Raw genomic sequence first — 16,764 nt, 5'->3', positions numbered from 1 at the left:
GTCCCTGATGCTAGCGAAGCGGGCGGCGGCGTTCCAGAACATACCGTTCCACAACGGGCCTTTCCAGGACACGCCATCCAGAATGCACGAAGGCCGCGGACAATGCCGCGGCCTTCGGAGACTTTCGCGCGAGGCGGATCAGCCCTTGACGCGCTTCACGATGGCGTCGCCGAAGCTCTCGGTGCTGCCCTTGCCGCCCAGGTCCGGCGTCACGCTGTCGCGATCGTTGGTCATGGTGTCGCGGATGGCCTGGCGCAGGCGGCTGCCCTTCTCCACCATGCCCAGGTGATCGAGCATATCGGCCGCGGCCAGCAGCAGCGCGCAGGGGTTGGCGATGCCCTTGCCGGCAATGTCCGGCGCCGAGCCGTGCACGGCCTCGAAGATCGCCGCGTTCGCACCGATGTTGTCGCCGGGAGCCAGGCCCAGGCCACCGACCAGGCCGGCGCACAGGTCGGACAGGATGTCACCGAACAGGTTGGTGGTGACGATCACGTCGAACTGCTCGGGGCGCATCACCAGCTGCATGCAGGTGTTGTCCACGATCATCTCGTTGAACTCGATCTGCGGGTATTCCTTGGCGATCTCGCGCGCCACGTTGAGGAACAGGCCCGAGGCGGTCTTGATGATGTTGGCCTTGTGCACGGCCGTGACCTTCTTGCGGCCCTTCTTCACCGCCATCTCGAAGGCATAGCGCACGATGCGCTCGCTGCCCTTGCGCGTGTTGCGGATCATCGAGATCGCGGTCTGGCCGTCTTCGGACAGCGACTGCCCCTCGGCCAGGTACGCGCCTTCGGTGTTCTCGCGCACGGTGATGATGTCGATGTTCTCGAAGCGCGCCTTGGTGCCGGGGAAGCTGATCGCCGGACGCACATTGGCATACAGGTCGAAGTGGCGACGCAGGGTGACGTTGATCGAGGTGAAGCCACCGCCGATCGGCGTGGTCAGCGGGCCTTTCAGCGCCACCTTGTGCTCGCCGATCTTGTCCAGCGTGGCCGCGGGCAGCAGGTCGCCATGCTTCTCCAGCGCCACCATGCCGGCGTCGACGAAGTCGTAGGTCAGGCCGCAGTCCAGCGCATCGAGCACGCGCAGCGTGGCGGTCATGATCTCCGGGCCGATACCGTCGCCCGGGATCACCGCAATGGTCTTGCTCATGGGGGAAGCTCCTTAGGAATGAATCGGTCAACCACGCGCCGTGGGGATCGGCATGAAGGGTTGAAAACCTTGTAATTATCGCCGATACGGCAGGCAACTAACAGGGCCGGACCGGACTGGCGCGTTGCAAATGCTCGCACGGAGCGTTGCAGGAACTCGCATGCACGGTTCTTCCAAGCGCGTTTCGCACGGTCGCCCGGGCAAGAGCCGTCCCTCACCCCAGCCCCTCTCCCCGGCGGGGAGAGGAAGCAAAAGCTCAGGCGTGGTCGGCGCAGTTTTCGGCCTGGCCGGCACCGCCCGACTCAAGCTGGTCGAGGAAATCCACGGCGCGGCGCAGGTGCGGGATCACGATCGAGCCGCCGACCACCAGCCCCACGCTGAACACTTCGAAAAACTCGTCGCGGTTCACACCAGCTTCCTTGCACTGGGCCACGTGATAGCTGATGCAGTCGTCGCAGCGCAGCACCATCGAGGCGACCAGGCCGAGCATCTCCTTGGTCTTGATGTCCAGCGCGCCGGCCTTGTAGGTCTGCGTATCCAGCGCGAAGAAGCGCCGCACCACCTGATTGTCTTCGGACAGGATGCGTTCGTTCATGCGCTGGCGGAAGGCGGTGAACTCGGCCAGCCGGCTCTGTTCAGACTCGTTCTTTTCCACCGTGTCGGCGCTGGCGCTCATGCGGCCTGCCCCAGCAATTCGGCCAGCTTGCCGCTGCGGTCGGCAGCCACCAGCTCGTCGTAACCGCCCACGAACTGGTCGTTGATGAAGATCTGCGGCACCGTGCGATGGCCGCCGCTGCGCGTCAGCATGGCTTCGCGCTGGGCCAGGTCGGTATCCACGCGAATCTCGTCCCAGGCCAGCCCCTTGGCCTTGAGCAGGTTCTTGGCTGCCACGCAGTAGGGGCATACGGCGGTGGAATAGACTTCGATCTTGGGCATTGCCTGACTCCAGAAAACTTCATGAACTGCTGCCATCCAGATGGCGGCAGGCGCTGGCGAAAACAAGCCGACGGGGACTGAACTGCGCCCGTCGACCACGGTCACAATGCTATTGTCTCGCAACCTATGCACATGTCGCCACGACGCCCCGCCACTCGTCTGCTGACGGCCCTGATCATCGCCGGACTGGCCTTTGGCGCCGGCGCGCAATCGGAGCGCCGCCTGCCCGACCTCGGCAGCTCGGCCAACGCGCTGATCTCTCCGCAGGAAGCGCAGGATTACGGCGCCGCCATGCTGCGCCAGATGCGCACACTGAACATGGTGGTGGACGACCCGCTGCTGAACGACTACATCAAGAACCTCGGCTTCCGGCTGGTGGCGGCCTGCTCGCGCCCCAAGGACCACTTTGCGTTCTTCATCGCCAAGGACCCGGAAATCAATGCCTTCGCTGCGCCGGGCGGCTACATCGCGGTCAACTCCGGATTGTTCGTCATTGCCCAGAACCAGAGCGAACTGGCGGCGGTGATCGCGCACGAAATCGGCCACATCACCCAGCATCACCTGCAGCGCGCCTTCGAGGCCTCGAAGAAGGATGCACCGCTGCTGGCGCTGGTGTTGCTGGGCGCCATCGCCGCTGGTTCGACCCACAACGGCGGCGATGCCGGCATGGCCGTACTGACTGGCGGCCAGGGCCTGCTGGAACAGAAGCAGATCAACTTCACCCGCAAGGACGAGACCGAGGCCGACCGCGTCGGCATCCAGACCCTCGCCAACGCCGGCTTCGATCCCGATGCGATGGCCGATTTCTTCCAGCGCATGGAAGACGTGATGAGCACCGGCGCCGGTGGCGAAGACGTGCCGGCGCTGCTGCAGGACCACCCGGTCACCTCGATACGCATCAGCGACGCCAAGGCGCGGGCGCGCCAGCTGATCGCCCAGCAGAAACTGCGTCCCTCCGGCCTCACCCTGGACAAGAGCCAATGGGCAAGTCAGACCGCACCGATCCCCTATGTGAAGGATCCCACCCGCCTGCTCGCGACACCCCACCACGACGCCGACGACCTCGACACCTTCCTGCTGATGCGCGAGCGCGTGCGCGTACTCGCCGGCGACGCCCAGCAACTCAGCCTCTACTACTCGTCCAATCTCGCCAAGCGGCATGATTTCGACACGCCATCGAACCGCTACGGCTATGCGCTGGCGCTCACCCGCAGCGGCAATGGCAACAAGGCTGTCACCGAGCTGCAACCTTTGCTGGTCGCTCATCCCGGCAACCAGATCCTGCGCCTGGCCATGGCCGGTGCGCATCTGCAGGCCGGCCAACGTGCCCAGGCGCTGGCGATCTACAACGATCTCAACGCCGCCTCACCGCGCAATCGCGCCATCTCCCTCGACTATGCCAAGGCCCTGACCCAAGGCGGCGACAAGGCCCAGGCAGCCCAGGCCGCTGCCCTGCTGCGCCCGCTACTGGACGAAAGCGACGAGCCGGACATCTACACCGCCTATGCCCGCGCCAGCGACAAGGCCGGCAACAGCGAACTGGCCGGCGAAGCCTTTGCCGACGCCAGCTATCTGTCCGGCCGCCCCTTCGACGCGGTGGAACAGCTCAAGCGGCTACTCAAGCGGCCGGACCTGGACTATTACGCCCGCGCCCGCATCCAGGGGCGCCTGGCCGAACTCACGCCGCTGGTCATGGAACTGCGCAAGCGCAGGATCAAGACACCGGACAATCCGGACAGCGGCCAGCAACAGTAACCTTGCGACAAACAGCGGACGCCCGAAAACGGCTTGCTGGCGTCATTCGCGCCCCATGTCATGCCCTCGTAACATTGCAACGCTGCAATACTCGTGTCACAGGCCACCCGAACGAGCCCACGCGTGCACAAACGTATCCTGATCGTTGAAGATGAGCCCTCGATCCGCGACATGGTCGCCTTTGCCTTGCGCAAGGCCGACATGGAAGCCATCCAGGCCGCCGACGCGCGGTCCGCGCAAATGGCCATCGCCGAACGCATACCCGACCTGATCCTGCTGGACTGGATGCTGCCCGGCATGAGCGGGCTGGAACTGGCGCGCCGGTTGCGCCGCGAGGAACCCGGTCGCGAGATTCCGATCATCATGCTCACCGCCCGCGGCGAGGAAATGGATCGCGTGAACGGCCTGGAAGCCGGCGTGGACGACTACGTGATCAAGCCGTTCTCCGCGCGCGAACTGATCGCGCGCATCAAGGCCGTGCTCCGGCGCAGCCATGGCGACGACGGCTCCGGCACGATCGAAGTGGGTGGCCTGCGCATCGACGGCCCGGCGCACCGCGTGTTCGCCGGCGACGAAGCCGTCGTCATCGGCCCCACCGAATACCGGCTGCTGCACTTTTTCATGACCCATCCCGAGCGCGTGTATTCGCGTGCGCAATTGCTCGACCACGTGTGGGGCGGCAGCGTGTACGTGGAAGAGCGCACCGTGGACGTGCACATCCGCCGCCTGCGCAAGACGCTGGAACCGTGGCAACTGGACGGGCTGATCCAGACGGTTCGCGGCGCCGGTTATCGTTTTTCCACCAGCGAGTGAGCCAGACCACACGATGACCCAACCGCGATCCGCCACATGGATGTTGCCGGCAGCCCTGCTGGCCGGGCTGCTCGCGGGCGCCGCGGGTGGCGCTGCGGCGGGCGGCCATGTCGCCGCCGGCGTGGCTATCGTCGCGGTGGCGGAAATCGTCCTTTTACTGTCGCGACTCCGTCACGGAACACGGAACACCATGGCATCCATGCCTGACACTCCCTTGCTCCGCCACGACCGCTTCATGCACCGCTCGCGCCGCCTTGCCAGCAACCTGCACGACCTGCGCTCCGCCGCCGCCAGCCTGCCGGATGCCATCGTGCTGCTCGACCAGCAGCAGCGCGTGCGCCGGTTCAACCATGCCGCCGAGTCTCTGCTCGGCCTGCGCCGTCCGCACGATCGCAACGCGCTCCTGCAGGCCCGCCTGCACGGCTCGGAACTGGCCAACTGGCTGCAAGGCGATTCCAGCCACCCCCTGCACGACATCGCCGCCCCCGGCCAGCCTAGCCGGCACATCAACGTCGAGATGCTGCCATTCGGCCACCACCAGCACCTGCTGCTGGCGCGCGACATCAGCCATCTGACGCGACTGGAACAGATCCGGCGCGACTTCGTGGCCAACGTCTCGCATGAATTGCGCACGCCGCTGACCGTCATCCACGGCTATCTCGAATTGCTCGATCCGGAAGACGTGCCCGATCTGGCGCCGGTGCTCGGCGAGATGCGCACCCAGTCCAGGCGCATGGGACAGATCGTCGAGGACCTGCTCACCCTGTCGCGGCTGGAAACCCAGAACACGGTCTCCGACGAACGCGTGCCCATGGCATCGCTGCTCGCCACCTTGCGCAAGGAAGCCGAGGCGATCAGCCAGGGTCGCCATCGCATCGTGCTGGATGCCACCGCACACGTCGACCTGCTCGGCTCGCCGAAGGATCTGCACAGCGCGTTGTCCAACTTGGTCAGCAATGCGGTGCGCTACACGCCAGCCGACGGCACCATCACGATTCGCTGGGAACGTACCCCGGACGGTGCCCTCTACTCGGTCAACGACACCGGCTTTGGCATCCCCGCCGACCACCTGGCGCGGCTGACCGAACGCTTCTACCGGGTATCGTCCAGCCGTTCACGCGACAGCGGCGGCACCGGCCTGGGCCTGTCGATCGTCAAGCACGTGCTGAACCTGCACCAGGGGCGCCTGGAAATACACAGCACGCCCGGACAAGGCTCCACCTTCGCCTGCCGTTTCGGCAAGGAACGGCTGCTGCCCGAGCATACCGGCGAAGACGACTTTCCACCGGACTTTCCGGATACACCTTGAGCCCGGCAGCCAGGCCGGCGGAAAGGTTCACGGCCCGAACGATGGCTACCGTCCAGACTCCACACTGAACCCCAGCCGCGCCGCATCATGCATGCGAGCCCGGCATGGGCGAGAATGTCAGCATGCCTGATCCCGCAACGCCTCAGCTCCAGTCACCTGATCCGACCGCCGCGCAGTTCTACCTGAACCGCGAGCTGGCCGCACTGGAATTCAATTTCCGCGTCCTCAGCCAGGCCCAGGACGCCCGCATTCCGTTGCTGGAGCGATTGCGCTACTTGAGCATCGTCGCCAACAACCTCGACGAGTTCTTCGAGGTGCGCGTCGCCGTGCTCAAGCATCACCACAGCTACGGTTCGGCCGCCCCCGGTCCGGACGGATTGAGCTCCGCCGAAATCCTCACCCGCATCCGCCAGCGCGTGCTCGACCTGGTCAGCGCGCAATACGCCACCTGGCACGATGACCTCGGGCCGGCCCTGGGTGCCGAGGACATCCATTTCCTGACCCACGAGCAATGGAGCGACCGCCAGCGGCGCTGGCTGCGTGGCTATTTCGAGAACGAGGTGCTGCCGGTGCTGTCGCCGCTGGGCCTGGACCCGGTGCATCCGTTCCCGCGCATCCTCAACAAGACGCTGAACATCGCGGTGGTGCTGCACGGCCGCGACGCCTTCGGCCACGAAGGCCACATGGCACTGGTGCGCGCACCGCGCTCGCTGCCGCGCATCATCCGCCTGCCCGACGAAGTCTGCGGACCGGGCGACCATTTCGTGTTCCTGGCCGAATTGCTGCAGTCCTTCGCCGACCTGATGTTCCCCGGGCTCGACGTGGCCGGCTCCTACCAGTTCCGCGTCACCCGCAACAGCGAACTGGTGGTGGAAGAAGCCGAGGTGGACAACCTGGCACACGCGCTCAGCGAGGAATTGCTCGGCCGCGGCTACGCGCGCCCGGTGCGACTGGAAATCGGCAATGACTGCCCGCAATCCATCGTGTCCATGCTGATCGCCAACTTCGAGCTGGAGGAAACCGACGTCTACCGCTGTGACGGCCCGGTCAACATCATTCGTGCCGGCTCGATCTGCAACCGCCTCGATCGCCCCGCGCTGAAATTCCCGCGTTTCACTCCGCGCCTGCCCGGCGGGCTGGATGTCGAAAGCCGCATGTTCGACGTGCTGCGCCAGCGCGACGTTCTGCTGCATCACCCCTACGAGTCGTTTGGCGCGGTGGTGGACCTGCTGCGCCAGGCCGCGCAAGACCCGGAAGTGCTGGCGATCAAGCAGACGCTGTACCGCGCCGATTCGGACACCCCGCTGGTCGACCTGCTGGTGGAAGCCTCGCGCAACGGCAAGGACGTCACCGTGGTGATCGAATTGCGCGCCCGCTTCAACGAGGAGGCCAACATCCGCCTGGCCATGCGTCTGCAGGAAGCCGGCGTGCAGGTGGTCTACGGCGTGGTCGGTTACAAGACCCACGCCAAGATGATGCTGATCGTGCGCCGTGAAGACGGCCACCTGCGCCGCTACGTGCACTTGTCCACCGGCAACTATCACCAGGCCAACAGCCGCCTTTACACCGACATCGGACTCATGTCGGCCAACCCGGAAATCGGCGAGGACATCCACAAGGTTTTCCAGCAGCTTTCCGGGCTGGGACCACGGTTGCAACTGAAGCGGCTGCTGCACTCGCCCTTCACGCTGTACACCAGCGTGGTCGCAAAGATCGAGCGCGAGACCGCCAACGCACGGGCCGGCAAGCCCGCACGCATCGTGGCCAAGCTCAACGCGCTGAACGAGGCGCATGTGGTCGAGGCGCTGTACCGCGCCTCGGAAGCCGGTGTCGAGATCGACCTGATCGTGCGTGGCGCCTGCACCTTGCGACCCGGCCTGCCGGGACTGTCCGAACGCATTCGCGTGCGTTCCATCATTGGCCGGTTCCTGGAGCACAGCCGCGTCTACTGGTTTGCCAACGATGGCAACGCCGAGGTGTACTGCGCCAGCGCCGACTGGATGGAACGCAACCTGCTGCGTCGCATCGAGGTGGCCTTCCCCATCCTCGACCCGGTATTGGCGCAACGCGTGTACGACGAAACGCTGGCCAATTACCTGGCCGACAACACCCACGCATGGCTGCTCGACGCCAACGGCCGCTACGCGCGGGCCGCGCCCGGCGACGCGCTGGCCCATGACGCCCAGCAAACCCTGCTGGACAAGCTGTGTCCATGATCGTGATGATCCGGCATCATCCATGTACCGAGGCGGGTCGGAACCACCGTCCGCCCAGAGCCTGCTCATGATCTCCGAGCCCGTGAAAACTTCAGCCTCTCACCACCATGGCCGTTGTAGGAGCCCGCTCGCGGGCGATGCTCTCCCGAATCACGGCCAACAGCATCGCCCGCGAGCGGGCTCCTACCCGATCACCCCGGATCTTTCGCAACCTCGCAGGGAAGCCCGCGCTTGAGCCACGGCGATCCGACACCGATCCGCAACGGCGAACTGATCGCCGCGGTGGACATGGGCTCCAACAGCTTCCATCTGATGGTGGCCCGGGTTGAGCACGGCGAACCACGCATCATCGATCGCCTGCGCGACAGCGTGCGCATGGCCGCCGGCCTGCGTGCCGATGGCTCGCTGGATGCCGCGCGCCGCGGGCTGGCACTCGACTGCCTGGCCCGCTTCGGCCAGCGCATTGCCGGCATTCCGTCCAGCCATGTCCGCGCGGTGGCCACCAACAGCGTGCGGCAGCTGGCCGCACCGCACACCTTTCTCGCTGCGGCCGAGTCGGCGCTGGGCCATCCCGTGGAAGTCGTGTCCGGCCGCGAAGAAGGTCGCCTGATCTTCCTTGGCGCGTCGCACGGCCTGCCGGTCTCGCGCGAACACCGGCTGGTGATCGACGTGGGCGGCGGCAGCACCGAATTCATCATCGGCCGCGGCCTCGCCCCACTGCAGACCGAGAGTGTGCAGGCCGGCTGCATCGCCTCCACACTGCGTTTCTTCCCCGGCGGCAAGCTCACCCGCAAACGCTGGCAGCGCGCCCACACCGAAATCGGCGTGCTGCTGCAGCAGTTTGCCGAGGATTACCGCGAGGTCGGCTGGCTCGATGCCTATGGCTCCTCCGGTAGCGCCAAGGCGATCAGCTCGACGGTGCAGGCGATGAAGCTGTCCGATGACGGCATCACGCTCGCCACGTTGGGAGCCCTGCGCGAGGCCATGCTGGAACAAGGCCAGATCGGCGCGCTCAAGCTGCCCGGCCTGGCCGAAGAGCGTGCGCCGGTGATCGCCGGTGCGGTGGTGATCTTCGAGGCTGCCTTCGAGGCGCTGGGGATCGAGCGCCTGCGCGTGTGCGACAACTCCATGCGCGAAGGCCTGCTGTGGGACCTGCTCGGCCGCGCTGGCGGCAGCGACCCGCGCACCGCCAGCATCGATGCGCTGGCGAGCCGCTACGGCGTGGATCGCGCGCAGGCGCGGCGTGTCGAATCCACCGCACTGATGCTGTTCGACCAGGTCGCGGCGGCGTGGAAGCTGGACGCCGAAGCGCGTGAATGGCTGTCCTGGGCCGCGCGCGTGCACGAGATCGGCCTGGCCATCGCCCACAGCCAGCACCACCGCCACGGCGGCTACATCCTGCGCCACGCCGACATGGCCGGCTTTTCGCGGCAGGAGCAGCAATTGCTGGCCGCCATCGTCGAGGCGCACCGGCGCAAGCCGGACAAGGCCATGTTCGCCGCCCTGCCGCAACGCTATCGCCAACTGTCCCGGCAAATCACCGCCCTGCTGCGTCTGGCCGTACTGTTTCGCCGTGCCCGACGCGCCGAATCACTGCCCTCCTTGCGGCTGCAAGCCAGCGGCCAGCAACTGCACCTGCAACTGCCCGCCGACTGGCTCGAACACCATCCACTGAGCGAAGCCGACCTCGTGCAGGAGACGCCACCGATGACGGAACTCGGCCTGGCGCTTGGCGTGTCAACCGCCTGAGCAGCGGCGCCGGCGCCCGTGCGCGTGCGCCATCCACACACGCCGTGCGGCCATGGCATGGCTTCGCGCTTGAGCCATGTTCACCCTCTTTGCGTATCATGCGTGGACGCCCTCGCTGACTTGCCCCTCATGTCCAAGCTTCTGCTCGTTCCGCTGCTCCTGTTCTCGCTGTCCGCTTTCGCCGCCGACACGCCCAAGGTCACCGCACCACCCGCCGTGGATCCCCAGGTCCTGCTGCATACGTCGCAGGGCGACATCACGCTGGAACTGTTTCCGGACAAGGCGCCCAAGAGCGTGGCCAACTTCCTGCGCTACGTGCGCGAGGGTTTCTACGCCGGCACCGTGTTCCACCGCTCGATCCCCGGCTATCTGGTGCAGGGTGGCCTGTACACGCGTGAACTGCAGCCGCGCCGCACGCACTCGCCCATTGCCAGCGAGGCGGACAACGGCTTGTCCAACCTGCGCGGCACCGTGGCCGTGGCGCGTGGCGCCGACCCGAATTCCGGCACCTCGCAGTTCTTCGTCAACCTGGTCGACAACCGTCGCCTCGACTACGCCGGCAACCAGAGCGGGCTGACCTGGGGCTACGCCGTGTTCGGCAAGGTGGTCAAGGGCATGGACGTGGTGGACAAGATTGCCGCGCTGCCCACCCGCGCGCTCGGCCCGTTCGCTGCCGACGTCCCCAACCCGCTGGTGGTGATCGAAAGTGCCAGCGTGATCGGCGAGGAGGCACCGGCCTCCGCTGCCAGCAGCGCTGCGCCGGCCGAGGCCGCAACGAACGCCAAGGCCGCGCCGGCCCAGCCGCAGCCGAAGACCGGCAAGCACGCCGCCACGCACAAGAAGCCCGCCAAGGCCGGCAAACCCGCATGAGCCATACCCTGTTCATCGCCGACCTGCATCTGGACGACAGCCGTCCGCAGATCACCGAGCTGTTCGAACACTACCTCGCCGGCGACGAAGTGCGCAGCGCCGACGCGTTGTACATCCTGGGTGACCTGGTCGAAGCCTGGATCGGTGACGACGACGATGCCGAGCTGCCGCGTCGCATCGCCAACGCCACGCACGCGGTACGCAAGGCCGGCGTGCCAGTCTACTTCATGGTCGGCAACCGCGACTTCCTGCTGGGCGAAGACTACGCGCGCCGCGCCGGCTTCGAACTGCTCGACGACGGCACCGTGCACACGCTGTACGGCCGCCCCACCCTGCTGATGCACGGCGACGTACTGTGCACCGACGACCTCGCCTACCAGACCGTGCGCAAGCAGGTACGCACGCCCGAATGGAAGGCCCATATCCTGTCGATGCCGCTGGAAGCGCGTCGGGCCTTTGCTGCCAAGGCCCGTGCCGACAGCAAGGCGCATACCGGCAGCACCATGGAATCGATCATGGACGTCAACGCCGACGCCGTGGCCGACACCATGCGCCAGTCCGGCATCACCCGCCTGATCCACGGCCACACCCACCGCCCGGCCATCCATCGCTTCGACCTGGATGGCCAACCGGCCGAGCGCATCGTGCTGGGCGACTGGTACGAGCAGGGCTCGGTGCTGAGCGTGACGCCTGACCACGCCCAGCTGCGCGGTCTGGCCGTCGGCTGAACGGTGGTGCCCGGTGAGCTATCCGGCCTGCGTCGCGTCGGTCTCGCCCAGATGCGATTCCACCCGTTCGGTCGGCAGACGCAGGCGCATGGCTATCCACATCACCAGCAGCGAAAACACGCCGATGATGCCGATGGATTCGGCGAAGTTGAACAGGTGCAGATTGCCCGCGTGTTTTCCTGCGGCGGGGTAGTCACCCAGCCAGCTGATCACCGCCAAACCCGCCAGCCAAACCACGACCCAGGCACCGGCGCGCCATTCCAGCGGCGGCGTCTGCTTGCGATAGCGCCATTCGTGGATGGCCAGCACGATGTAGCCGATCAGCACCGCCACGAACAGCTTCCAGTCGGTGTCCCAGCCTGACCAATAGACGATCAGGTTCGAGGACAGGAACGCCAGGTAGGCGATCACGTGCACGAACGGCAGCCGGAACGGACGATCCTGCCGCGGCAACTGCCTGCGCATGGCCAGCACCGCCAGCGGCCCCGAACCGAACGAGAGCACGGTGGCCGAGGTCACGAAACCGACCAGCTTCTGCCAGCCCGGGAACGGCAGGAAAAAGATCAGCCCAACGATGAAAGTGAGGATCACGCTGATCCACGGCACGCCGCGTTCGTTCACCTTGGCCAGCGAGCGCGGCGCATTGCCGTTACGCCCCATCGCGTAGGCAATGCGCGCCGTCACCGTGGTGTAGATCAGCGCCGTGTCCGCTGGCGAGATGAAGGCATCGACGTACAGCAACACCGCGAGCCAGGTCAGCCCCATCACCCCTGCCAGTGCGGCCAACGGTCCATAGGTGGCGGCCACATGATCCAGTCCGCCACTGAAACTGGTGCCGATATGTGCCCAGCCATGCGCCAGCGCCTCGGCCGGCAACGCACCGATGAAGGCCACCTGCAAGGCCACGTAGATCACGGCCGTGATCAGCACCGAACCGATGATCGCGATCGGCACGTTGCGCTGCGGATGGCTGGTTTCGCCAGCCAGCTCCACGCCCTGGCGAAAGCCGAGGTACGAGAACACGATGCCGGCAGTGGCGATGGACGCGAACACGCCGCTCCAGCCGAACGGCATGAAGCCACCAGCGTGATCCTGAGCGAGCGTGCCGCCATGGAAATTCGCGCCATGGAATGCAGTGAACAGGAACGCGACGATCACCACGCAGATGATGATCAGCTTCCACCACACCAGCGCATTGTTGAGTCGCGCGAACCAGCGAATGCCCACCACGTTGATCAGACTGAAGATGCCAAGCATGGTCGCCGCCACCGCGAAACCCGCGGTGGTCAGCACCGGCACGCCATCCTGCAGGCGTTGCAGCCACGGCAGGTAGTTGGTGGCGTATTGCAGCGCGGCCTCCACCTCGATCGATGTAGTGGAAGCAACTGCCAGCCAACTGATCCAGCCCAGCGTGTAACTGGCAAACGAACCGAATGCGAAGTGCGGGAAACGCACCACACCGCCGGACACCGGAAACATGGTGCCAAGCTCGGCATAGCACAGGCCGATCAGGATGATCATCACCCCGCCAATGCCCCACGCCAGGATCGACGCCGGCCCGGCGATCTGCGCCGCACTCAACGCCCCGAACAGCCAGCCCGAACCGATGATCGAACCCACTGCCGTGAACAGCAGTCCGACGATGCCGACATCGCGTCGCAACCGCTTGTCGTCGGCAGCCATGCGATGTCGGGTTCGGGCATGTCCAGTCATGCGGCGCTACCTCCGGGCTTGAGCTGCGGATCAATCGATGCAGGCCATCGGACAGCTTTCACCGGACACCAGTCATGCGACTGGTCGGACACCATTCACGTACACATGGGCGCCACCCGTTGCATCGGGCATGTTTGGGCGGATGCTCGCAAAGCTGAAGTGACCATCGTGTGCATGGCGTCCACCCTCTCTCTCCGCCAGATACGCAAAACGCCCCACGTGGGGGCGTTTTGCGTATCTGGCGGAGAGAGAGGGATTCGAACCCTCGATAAGGCTTTTGACCCTATACTCCCTTAGCAGGGGAGCCCCTTCGGCCACTCGGGCATCTCTCCGGATTTTTCGCCGCATTTCTGCGGAGCCGGCAAGGATACTTGCCGGCGAGGCTAAGGTAAAGCCTAAAGATCAGTGTTCCTCGGATTCATCGGGCGCAGCGGCATCGTGTTCACCCTTGATGCGCTGGTAGATCTCTTCGCGATGAACCGCAACGTTCTTCGGGGCATTGATGCCGATACGCACCTGGTTGCCCTTTACGCCGAGAACAGTGACGGTCACCTCGTCACCGATCATCAGGGTTTCACCGACCCGGCGGGTCAGAATCAACATATCGCTACTCCATTAAATACGAGTGGTCACAGGCCTTCTGCGTAGCGGTGCCTCACCCCTGAGCACGACCACTTGCAGTTCGACTCCAGCATCCGAAAGGCCTTGCCGCCTTCCCGGGCCTCAATGAAGCGAATGCTCCGTAAGACGCCTTTGCCTCCGCACTGCCATCTTGCCGCAATACGACATCCAGCCGATGGTAGCCGAGCGCGCGCCTTGGGTGCAACGCGTTTCGAACGGGACAAACGGCCTACGCATCCGGTTTGGCATTGGACAGCCGATCCGCGACCCAGTTCCGCAGGCCTGCCAACAGTTCGGGCAGCTGCGCCGCATCGGCGCCACCGCCCTGGGCCATGTCGGGGCGACCGCCGCCCTTGCCGTCGATCTGGCGCGCCACGTGTGCCACCACGTCGCCCGCCTTGATCCGCCCCAGCGCGGCGCCATGCACGCCGGCAACCAGCGAGACGCGCCCGTCGGCGGCCGCGGCAAGCAGCAGCACGCAATCGCCAAGTTCCTGCTTGAGCTTGTCGATGCTGTCGCGCAAGGACTTGGCATCCAGCCCTTCCAGCCTCGCGGCGACAACCTTGATGCCGTCCACGTCCTGCGCCGAACCGGCCAGGTCGGCCGTGGCCGAACCGGCGGCCTTGCTGCGCAGCGATTCGAGTTCGCGCTCCAGCTTTTTCTGACGGTCGAACAACTGGCGCAGCTTCTCCACCGCATCGTCGCCCGTGCTGGACAGCAGCTGCGAGAATTCGGCCAGGCGACGCTCCTCGTCCGCCACGTAAGCCAGCGCACCGTCGCCGGTCACCGCCTCGATACGACGCACGCCGGAGGCCACGCCCGCTTCGCCGACGATCTTGAACAGGCCGATGTCGCCGGTGCGACTCACATGGGTGCCGCCACACAATTCGGTGGAGAAATCGCCCATCTTCAGCACGCGCACTTCGTCGCCGTACTTCTCGCCGAACAAGGCCATCGCGCCAAACGCGATTGCTTCGTCGTAACCCATCTGGCGCACTTCGGCCTCGGCGTTGCGACGCACTTCGGCATTGACCAATGCTTCCACGCGAGCCAGCTCATCGTGACTCATCGGTTTGTGGTGGGCGAAGTCGAAGCGCAGGCGCTCCGGTGCCACCAGCGAGCCCTTCTGCGTCACGTGTGTGCCCAGCACCTGGCGCAACGCGGCATGCAGCAAATGGGTCGCCGAATGATTGAGCCTGATCGCCTGGCGACGGTCAGCGTCGACCTGCGCCGTGACCACGTCGCCGGTCTTCAGCGACTGCGTGCCGTGCCACGCACCGGCATGCCCGAAGAACACGCCACCCATCTTCAGCGTATCGGCCACGTCGAAACGGCCCTGGTCATTCGCCAACGAACCCGTGTCGCCTACCTGGCCACCGGACTCGGCGTAGAACGGCGTCCGATCGAGTATGACCAGGCCTTCCTCGCCTTCGGCCAACTGACCGACCTGGCGACCGTCACGGACGATACCGAGCACCTTGCTGCCGCTGGCCGACAGAGCCTCGTAGCCAAGGAAAACCGTCGGCTTGAGCTGGCTGGCCAGTTCGGCCGGCATCTGCCCCTTGGCCTCGAACTTGCCGGCTGCGCGGGCGCGCTCGCGCTGTTCGTTCATGGCCTGCTCGAAACCGGCCATGTCCACGTCCAGCCCGCGCTCGCGCGCGATGTCGGCGGTGAGATCAACCGGGAAACCGTAGGTGTCGTACAGACGGAAGGCGTCGACGCCAGGAATGGTCTTGCCCGATTTGGCCGCCACTTCATCGAACACGCGCATGCCGTGCTCCAGCGTTTCGCCGAAGCGCTGTTCCTCGGTGCGCAACGCGTCCTCGACAAAGGACTGCTTCTGCACCAGCTCGGGATAGGCCACGCCCATCTCCTCGACCAGCGGCTGCACCATCTTCCAGAAGAAGTCGCCACGCACGCCGAGCATCCAGCCATGCCTCAGGGCGCGACGGATGATTCGGCGCAGCACGTAGCCACGCCCCTCGTTGGAAGGCAGCACGCCATCGACGATGAGGAAACTGCAGGCGCGAATGTGATCGGCGATCACGCGCAACGACTTGTTGCCCAGATCCCTGGTGGCGGTGAATTCACCGGCCGCGCGAATCAGTCGCTCGAACAAGTCGATCTCGTAGTTGGAATGCACGTGCTGCAGCACGGCGGCAAGGCGCTCCAGGCCCATGCCGGTATCCACGCACGGCGCGGGCAACGGCGACAGCGTGCCGTCCGGCGCGCGATCGAACTGCATGAACACCAGGTTCCAGATCTCGATGTAGCGATCGCCATCCTCGTCCGGCGACCCCGGCGGACCGCCGGCGATGTCCGCGCCGTGGTCGTAGAAGATCTCGGTGCACGGGCCGCAGGGGCCGGTGTCGGCCATCTGCCAGAAGTTGTCCGAGGCGAACGGCGCGCCCTTGTTGTCGCCGATGCGCACGATGCGCTCGGCCGGTACGCCGACCTGCTTGTTCCAGATGTCGTAGGCCTCGTCGTCGGTGTGGTAGACGGTGACCCACAGCTTGTCCGCCGGCAGCTTGAACACGCCAGTGAGCAGTTCCCACGCCCAGCCAATGGCATCGCGCTTGAAATAGTCGCCGAACGACCAGTTGCCCAGCATCTCGAAGAAAGTATGGTGACGTGCGGTATAGCCCACGGCGTCCAGGTCGTTGTGCTTGCCGCCGGCGCGCAGGCAACGCTGCACGTCGGTCGCACGCACGTAGGACAGCTTCTCGCTGCCCAGAAACACGTTCTTGAACTGCACCATGCCCGAATTGGTGAACAGCAGCGTGGGATCGCTGGACGGCACCAGCGAGCTGGACGGCACGACGGTGTGCCCCTTCGAGCGGAAAAAGTCGAGGAAGGTCGAGCGGATGTCGGCCGTTTTCATGCGAGTCTGAGTCATTCGATC

General features: G+C 65.6%; 13 protein-coding genes and 1 tRNA gene. 7 read left to right on the top strand and 7 right to left on the bottom strand.

All coding sequences use genetic code 11. The features are described 5' to 3' along the window. Nucleotides 1-138 precede the first annotated feature (138 nt). The 3 genes from AB7849_RS08230 to grxC all read right to left on the bottom strand — a co-directional run bounded on the left by AB7849_RS08230 (nt 139) and on the right by grxC (nt 2,088). Nucleotides 139-1,152, bottom strand: coding sequence for an isocitrate dehydrogenase (locus tag AB7849_RS08230; RefSeq protein ID WP_008209792.1), 1,014 nt, complete (start codon nt 1,150-1,152; stop codon nt 139-141). Between the two features lie 256 nt (nt 1,153-1,408). Further along, nucleotides 1,409-1,828 (bottom strand): carboxymuconolactone decarboxylase family protein, encoded by a 420-nt coding sequence (locus AB7849_RS08225; protein WP_092700395.1) that lies wholly within the window; start codon nt 1,826-1,828, stop codon nt 1,409-1,411. Then, the gene (grxC, locus tag AB7849_RS08220; RefSeq protein WP_008209796.1) at nt 1,825-2,088 is read right to left on the bottom strand and encodes a glutaredoxin 3; all 264 of its coding nucleotides are present in this window, start codon (nt 2,086-2,088) and stop codon (nt 1,825-1,827) included. Before grxC ends, AB7849_RS08225 begins: the two co-directional genes overlap by 4 nt. 126 nt (nt 2,089-2,214) lie before the next feature. Between grxC and AB7849_RS08215 the strand changes: the two genes are divergently transcribed. From AB7849_RS08215 to AB7849_RS08185, 7 genes are all read left to right on the top strand, one after another. Further along, nucleotides 2,215-3,843 carry a M48 family metalloprotease gene (locus tag AB7849_RS08215; protein WP_008209797.1) on the top strand — a complete coding sequence of 543 codons (1,629 nt, stop codon included), beginning with the start codon at nt 2,215-2,217 and terminating at the stop codon, nt 3,841-3,843. A 123-nt stretch (nt 3,844-3,966) separates the two neighbouring features. Continuing rightward, nucleotides 3,967-4,656 carry a phosphate regulon transcriptional regulator PhoB gene (gene phoB / locus AB7849_RS08210; RefSeq protein WP_008209799.1) on the top strand — a complete coding sequence of 230 codons (690 nt, stop codon included), beginning with the start codon at nt 3,967-3,969 and terminating at the stop codon, nt 4,654-4,656. Between the two features lie 13 nt (nt 4,657-4,669). Further along, nucleotides 4,670-5,965 (top strand): phosphate regulon sensor histidine kinase PhoR, encoded by a 1,296-nt coding sequence (gene phoR / locus AB7849_RS08205; protein ID WP_439822710.1) that lies wholly within the window; start codon nt 4,670-4,672, stop codon nt 5,963-5,965. 122 nt (nt 5,966-6,087) lie between these two features. Next, complete coding sequence (gene ppk1, locus AB7849_RS08200; RefSeq protein WP_369500829.1) at nt 6,088-8,181, top strand: polyphosphate kinase 1; 2,094 nt, start codon at nt 6,088-6,090, stop codon at nt 8,179-8,181. A gap of 288 nt (nt 8,182-8,469) precedes the next feature. Beyond that, nucleotides 8,470-9,930: a Ppx/GppA phosphatase family protein gene (locus tag AB7849_RS08195; RefSeq protein ID WP_425438638.1), complete on the top strand. Its 1,461-nt coding sequence runs from the start codon at nt 8,470-8,472 to the stop codon at nt 9,928-9,930. A 129-nt stretch (nt 9,931-10,059) separates the two neighbouring features. After that, nucleotides 10,060-10,800: a peptidylprolyl isomerase gene (locus AB7849_RS08190; RefSeq protein ID WP_369500827.1), complete on the top strand. Its 741-nt coding sequence runs from the start codon at nt 10,060-10,062 to the stop codon at nt 10,798-10,800. Beyond that, nucleotides 10,797-11,528 carry a UDP-2,3-diacylglucosamine diphosphatase gene (locus AB7849_RS08185; protein WP_008208189.1) on the top strand — a complete coding sequence of 244 codons (732 nt, stop codon included), beginning with the start codon at nt 10,797-10,799 and terminating at the stop codon, nt 11,526-11,528. The genes AB7849_RS08190 and AB7849_RS08185 overlap by 4 nt, the downstream gene beginning before the upstream one ends. 18 nt (nt 11,529-11,546) lie before the next feature. Here the strand turns inward: AB7849_RS08185 and AB7849_RS08180 are convergent, their stop codons facing one another. The 4 genes from AB7849_RS08180 to alaS all read right to left on the bottom strand — a co-directional run bounded on the left by AB7849_RS08180 (nt 11,547) and on the right by alaS (nt 16,743). Then, nucleotides 11,547-13,241, bottom strand: a complete 1,695-nt coding sequence (locus AB7849_RS08180) for an APC family permease (protein WP_037098191.1) — start codon at nt 13,239-13,241, stop codon at nt 11,547-11,549. A 239-nt stretch (nt 13,242-13,480) separates the two neighbouring features. Then, nucleotides 13,481-13,573: transfer RNA gene (locus AB7849_RS08175), tRNA-Ser, on the bottom strand. Nucleotides 13,574-13,643: 70 nt separating this feature from the next. After that, complete coding sequence (gene csrA / locus AB7849_RS08170; protein WP_008213554.1) at nt 13,644-13,844, bottom strand: carbon storage regulator CsrA; 201 nt, start codon at nt 13,842-13,844, stop codon at nt 13,644-13,646. A 247-nt stretch (nt 13,845-14,091) separates the two neighbouring features. Then, the gene (gene alaS / locus AB7849_RS08165; protein ID WP_008213552.1) at nt 14,092-16,743 is read right to left on the bottom strand and encodes an alanine--tRNA ligase; all 2,652 of its coding nucleotides are present in this window, start codon (nt 16,741-16,743) and stop codon (nt 14,092-14,094) included. Nucleotides 16,744-16,764 lie beyond the last annotated feature (21 nt).

Origin of the sequence: Rhodanobacter sp. FW021-MT20, assembly GCF_041107475.1 — a bacterium.
Taxonomy (GTDB): Bacteria; Pseudomonadota; Gammaproteobacteria; order Xanthomonadales; family Rhodanobacteraceae; genus Rhodanobacter_A; species Rhodanobacter_A glycinis.
The sequence above is the reverse complement of the archived record's forward strand: the minus strand, read 5'-3'. Positions and strand labels throughout refer to the sequence as shown.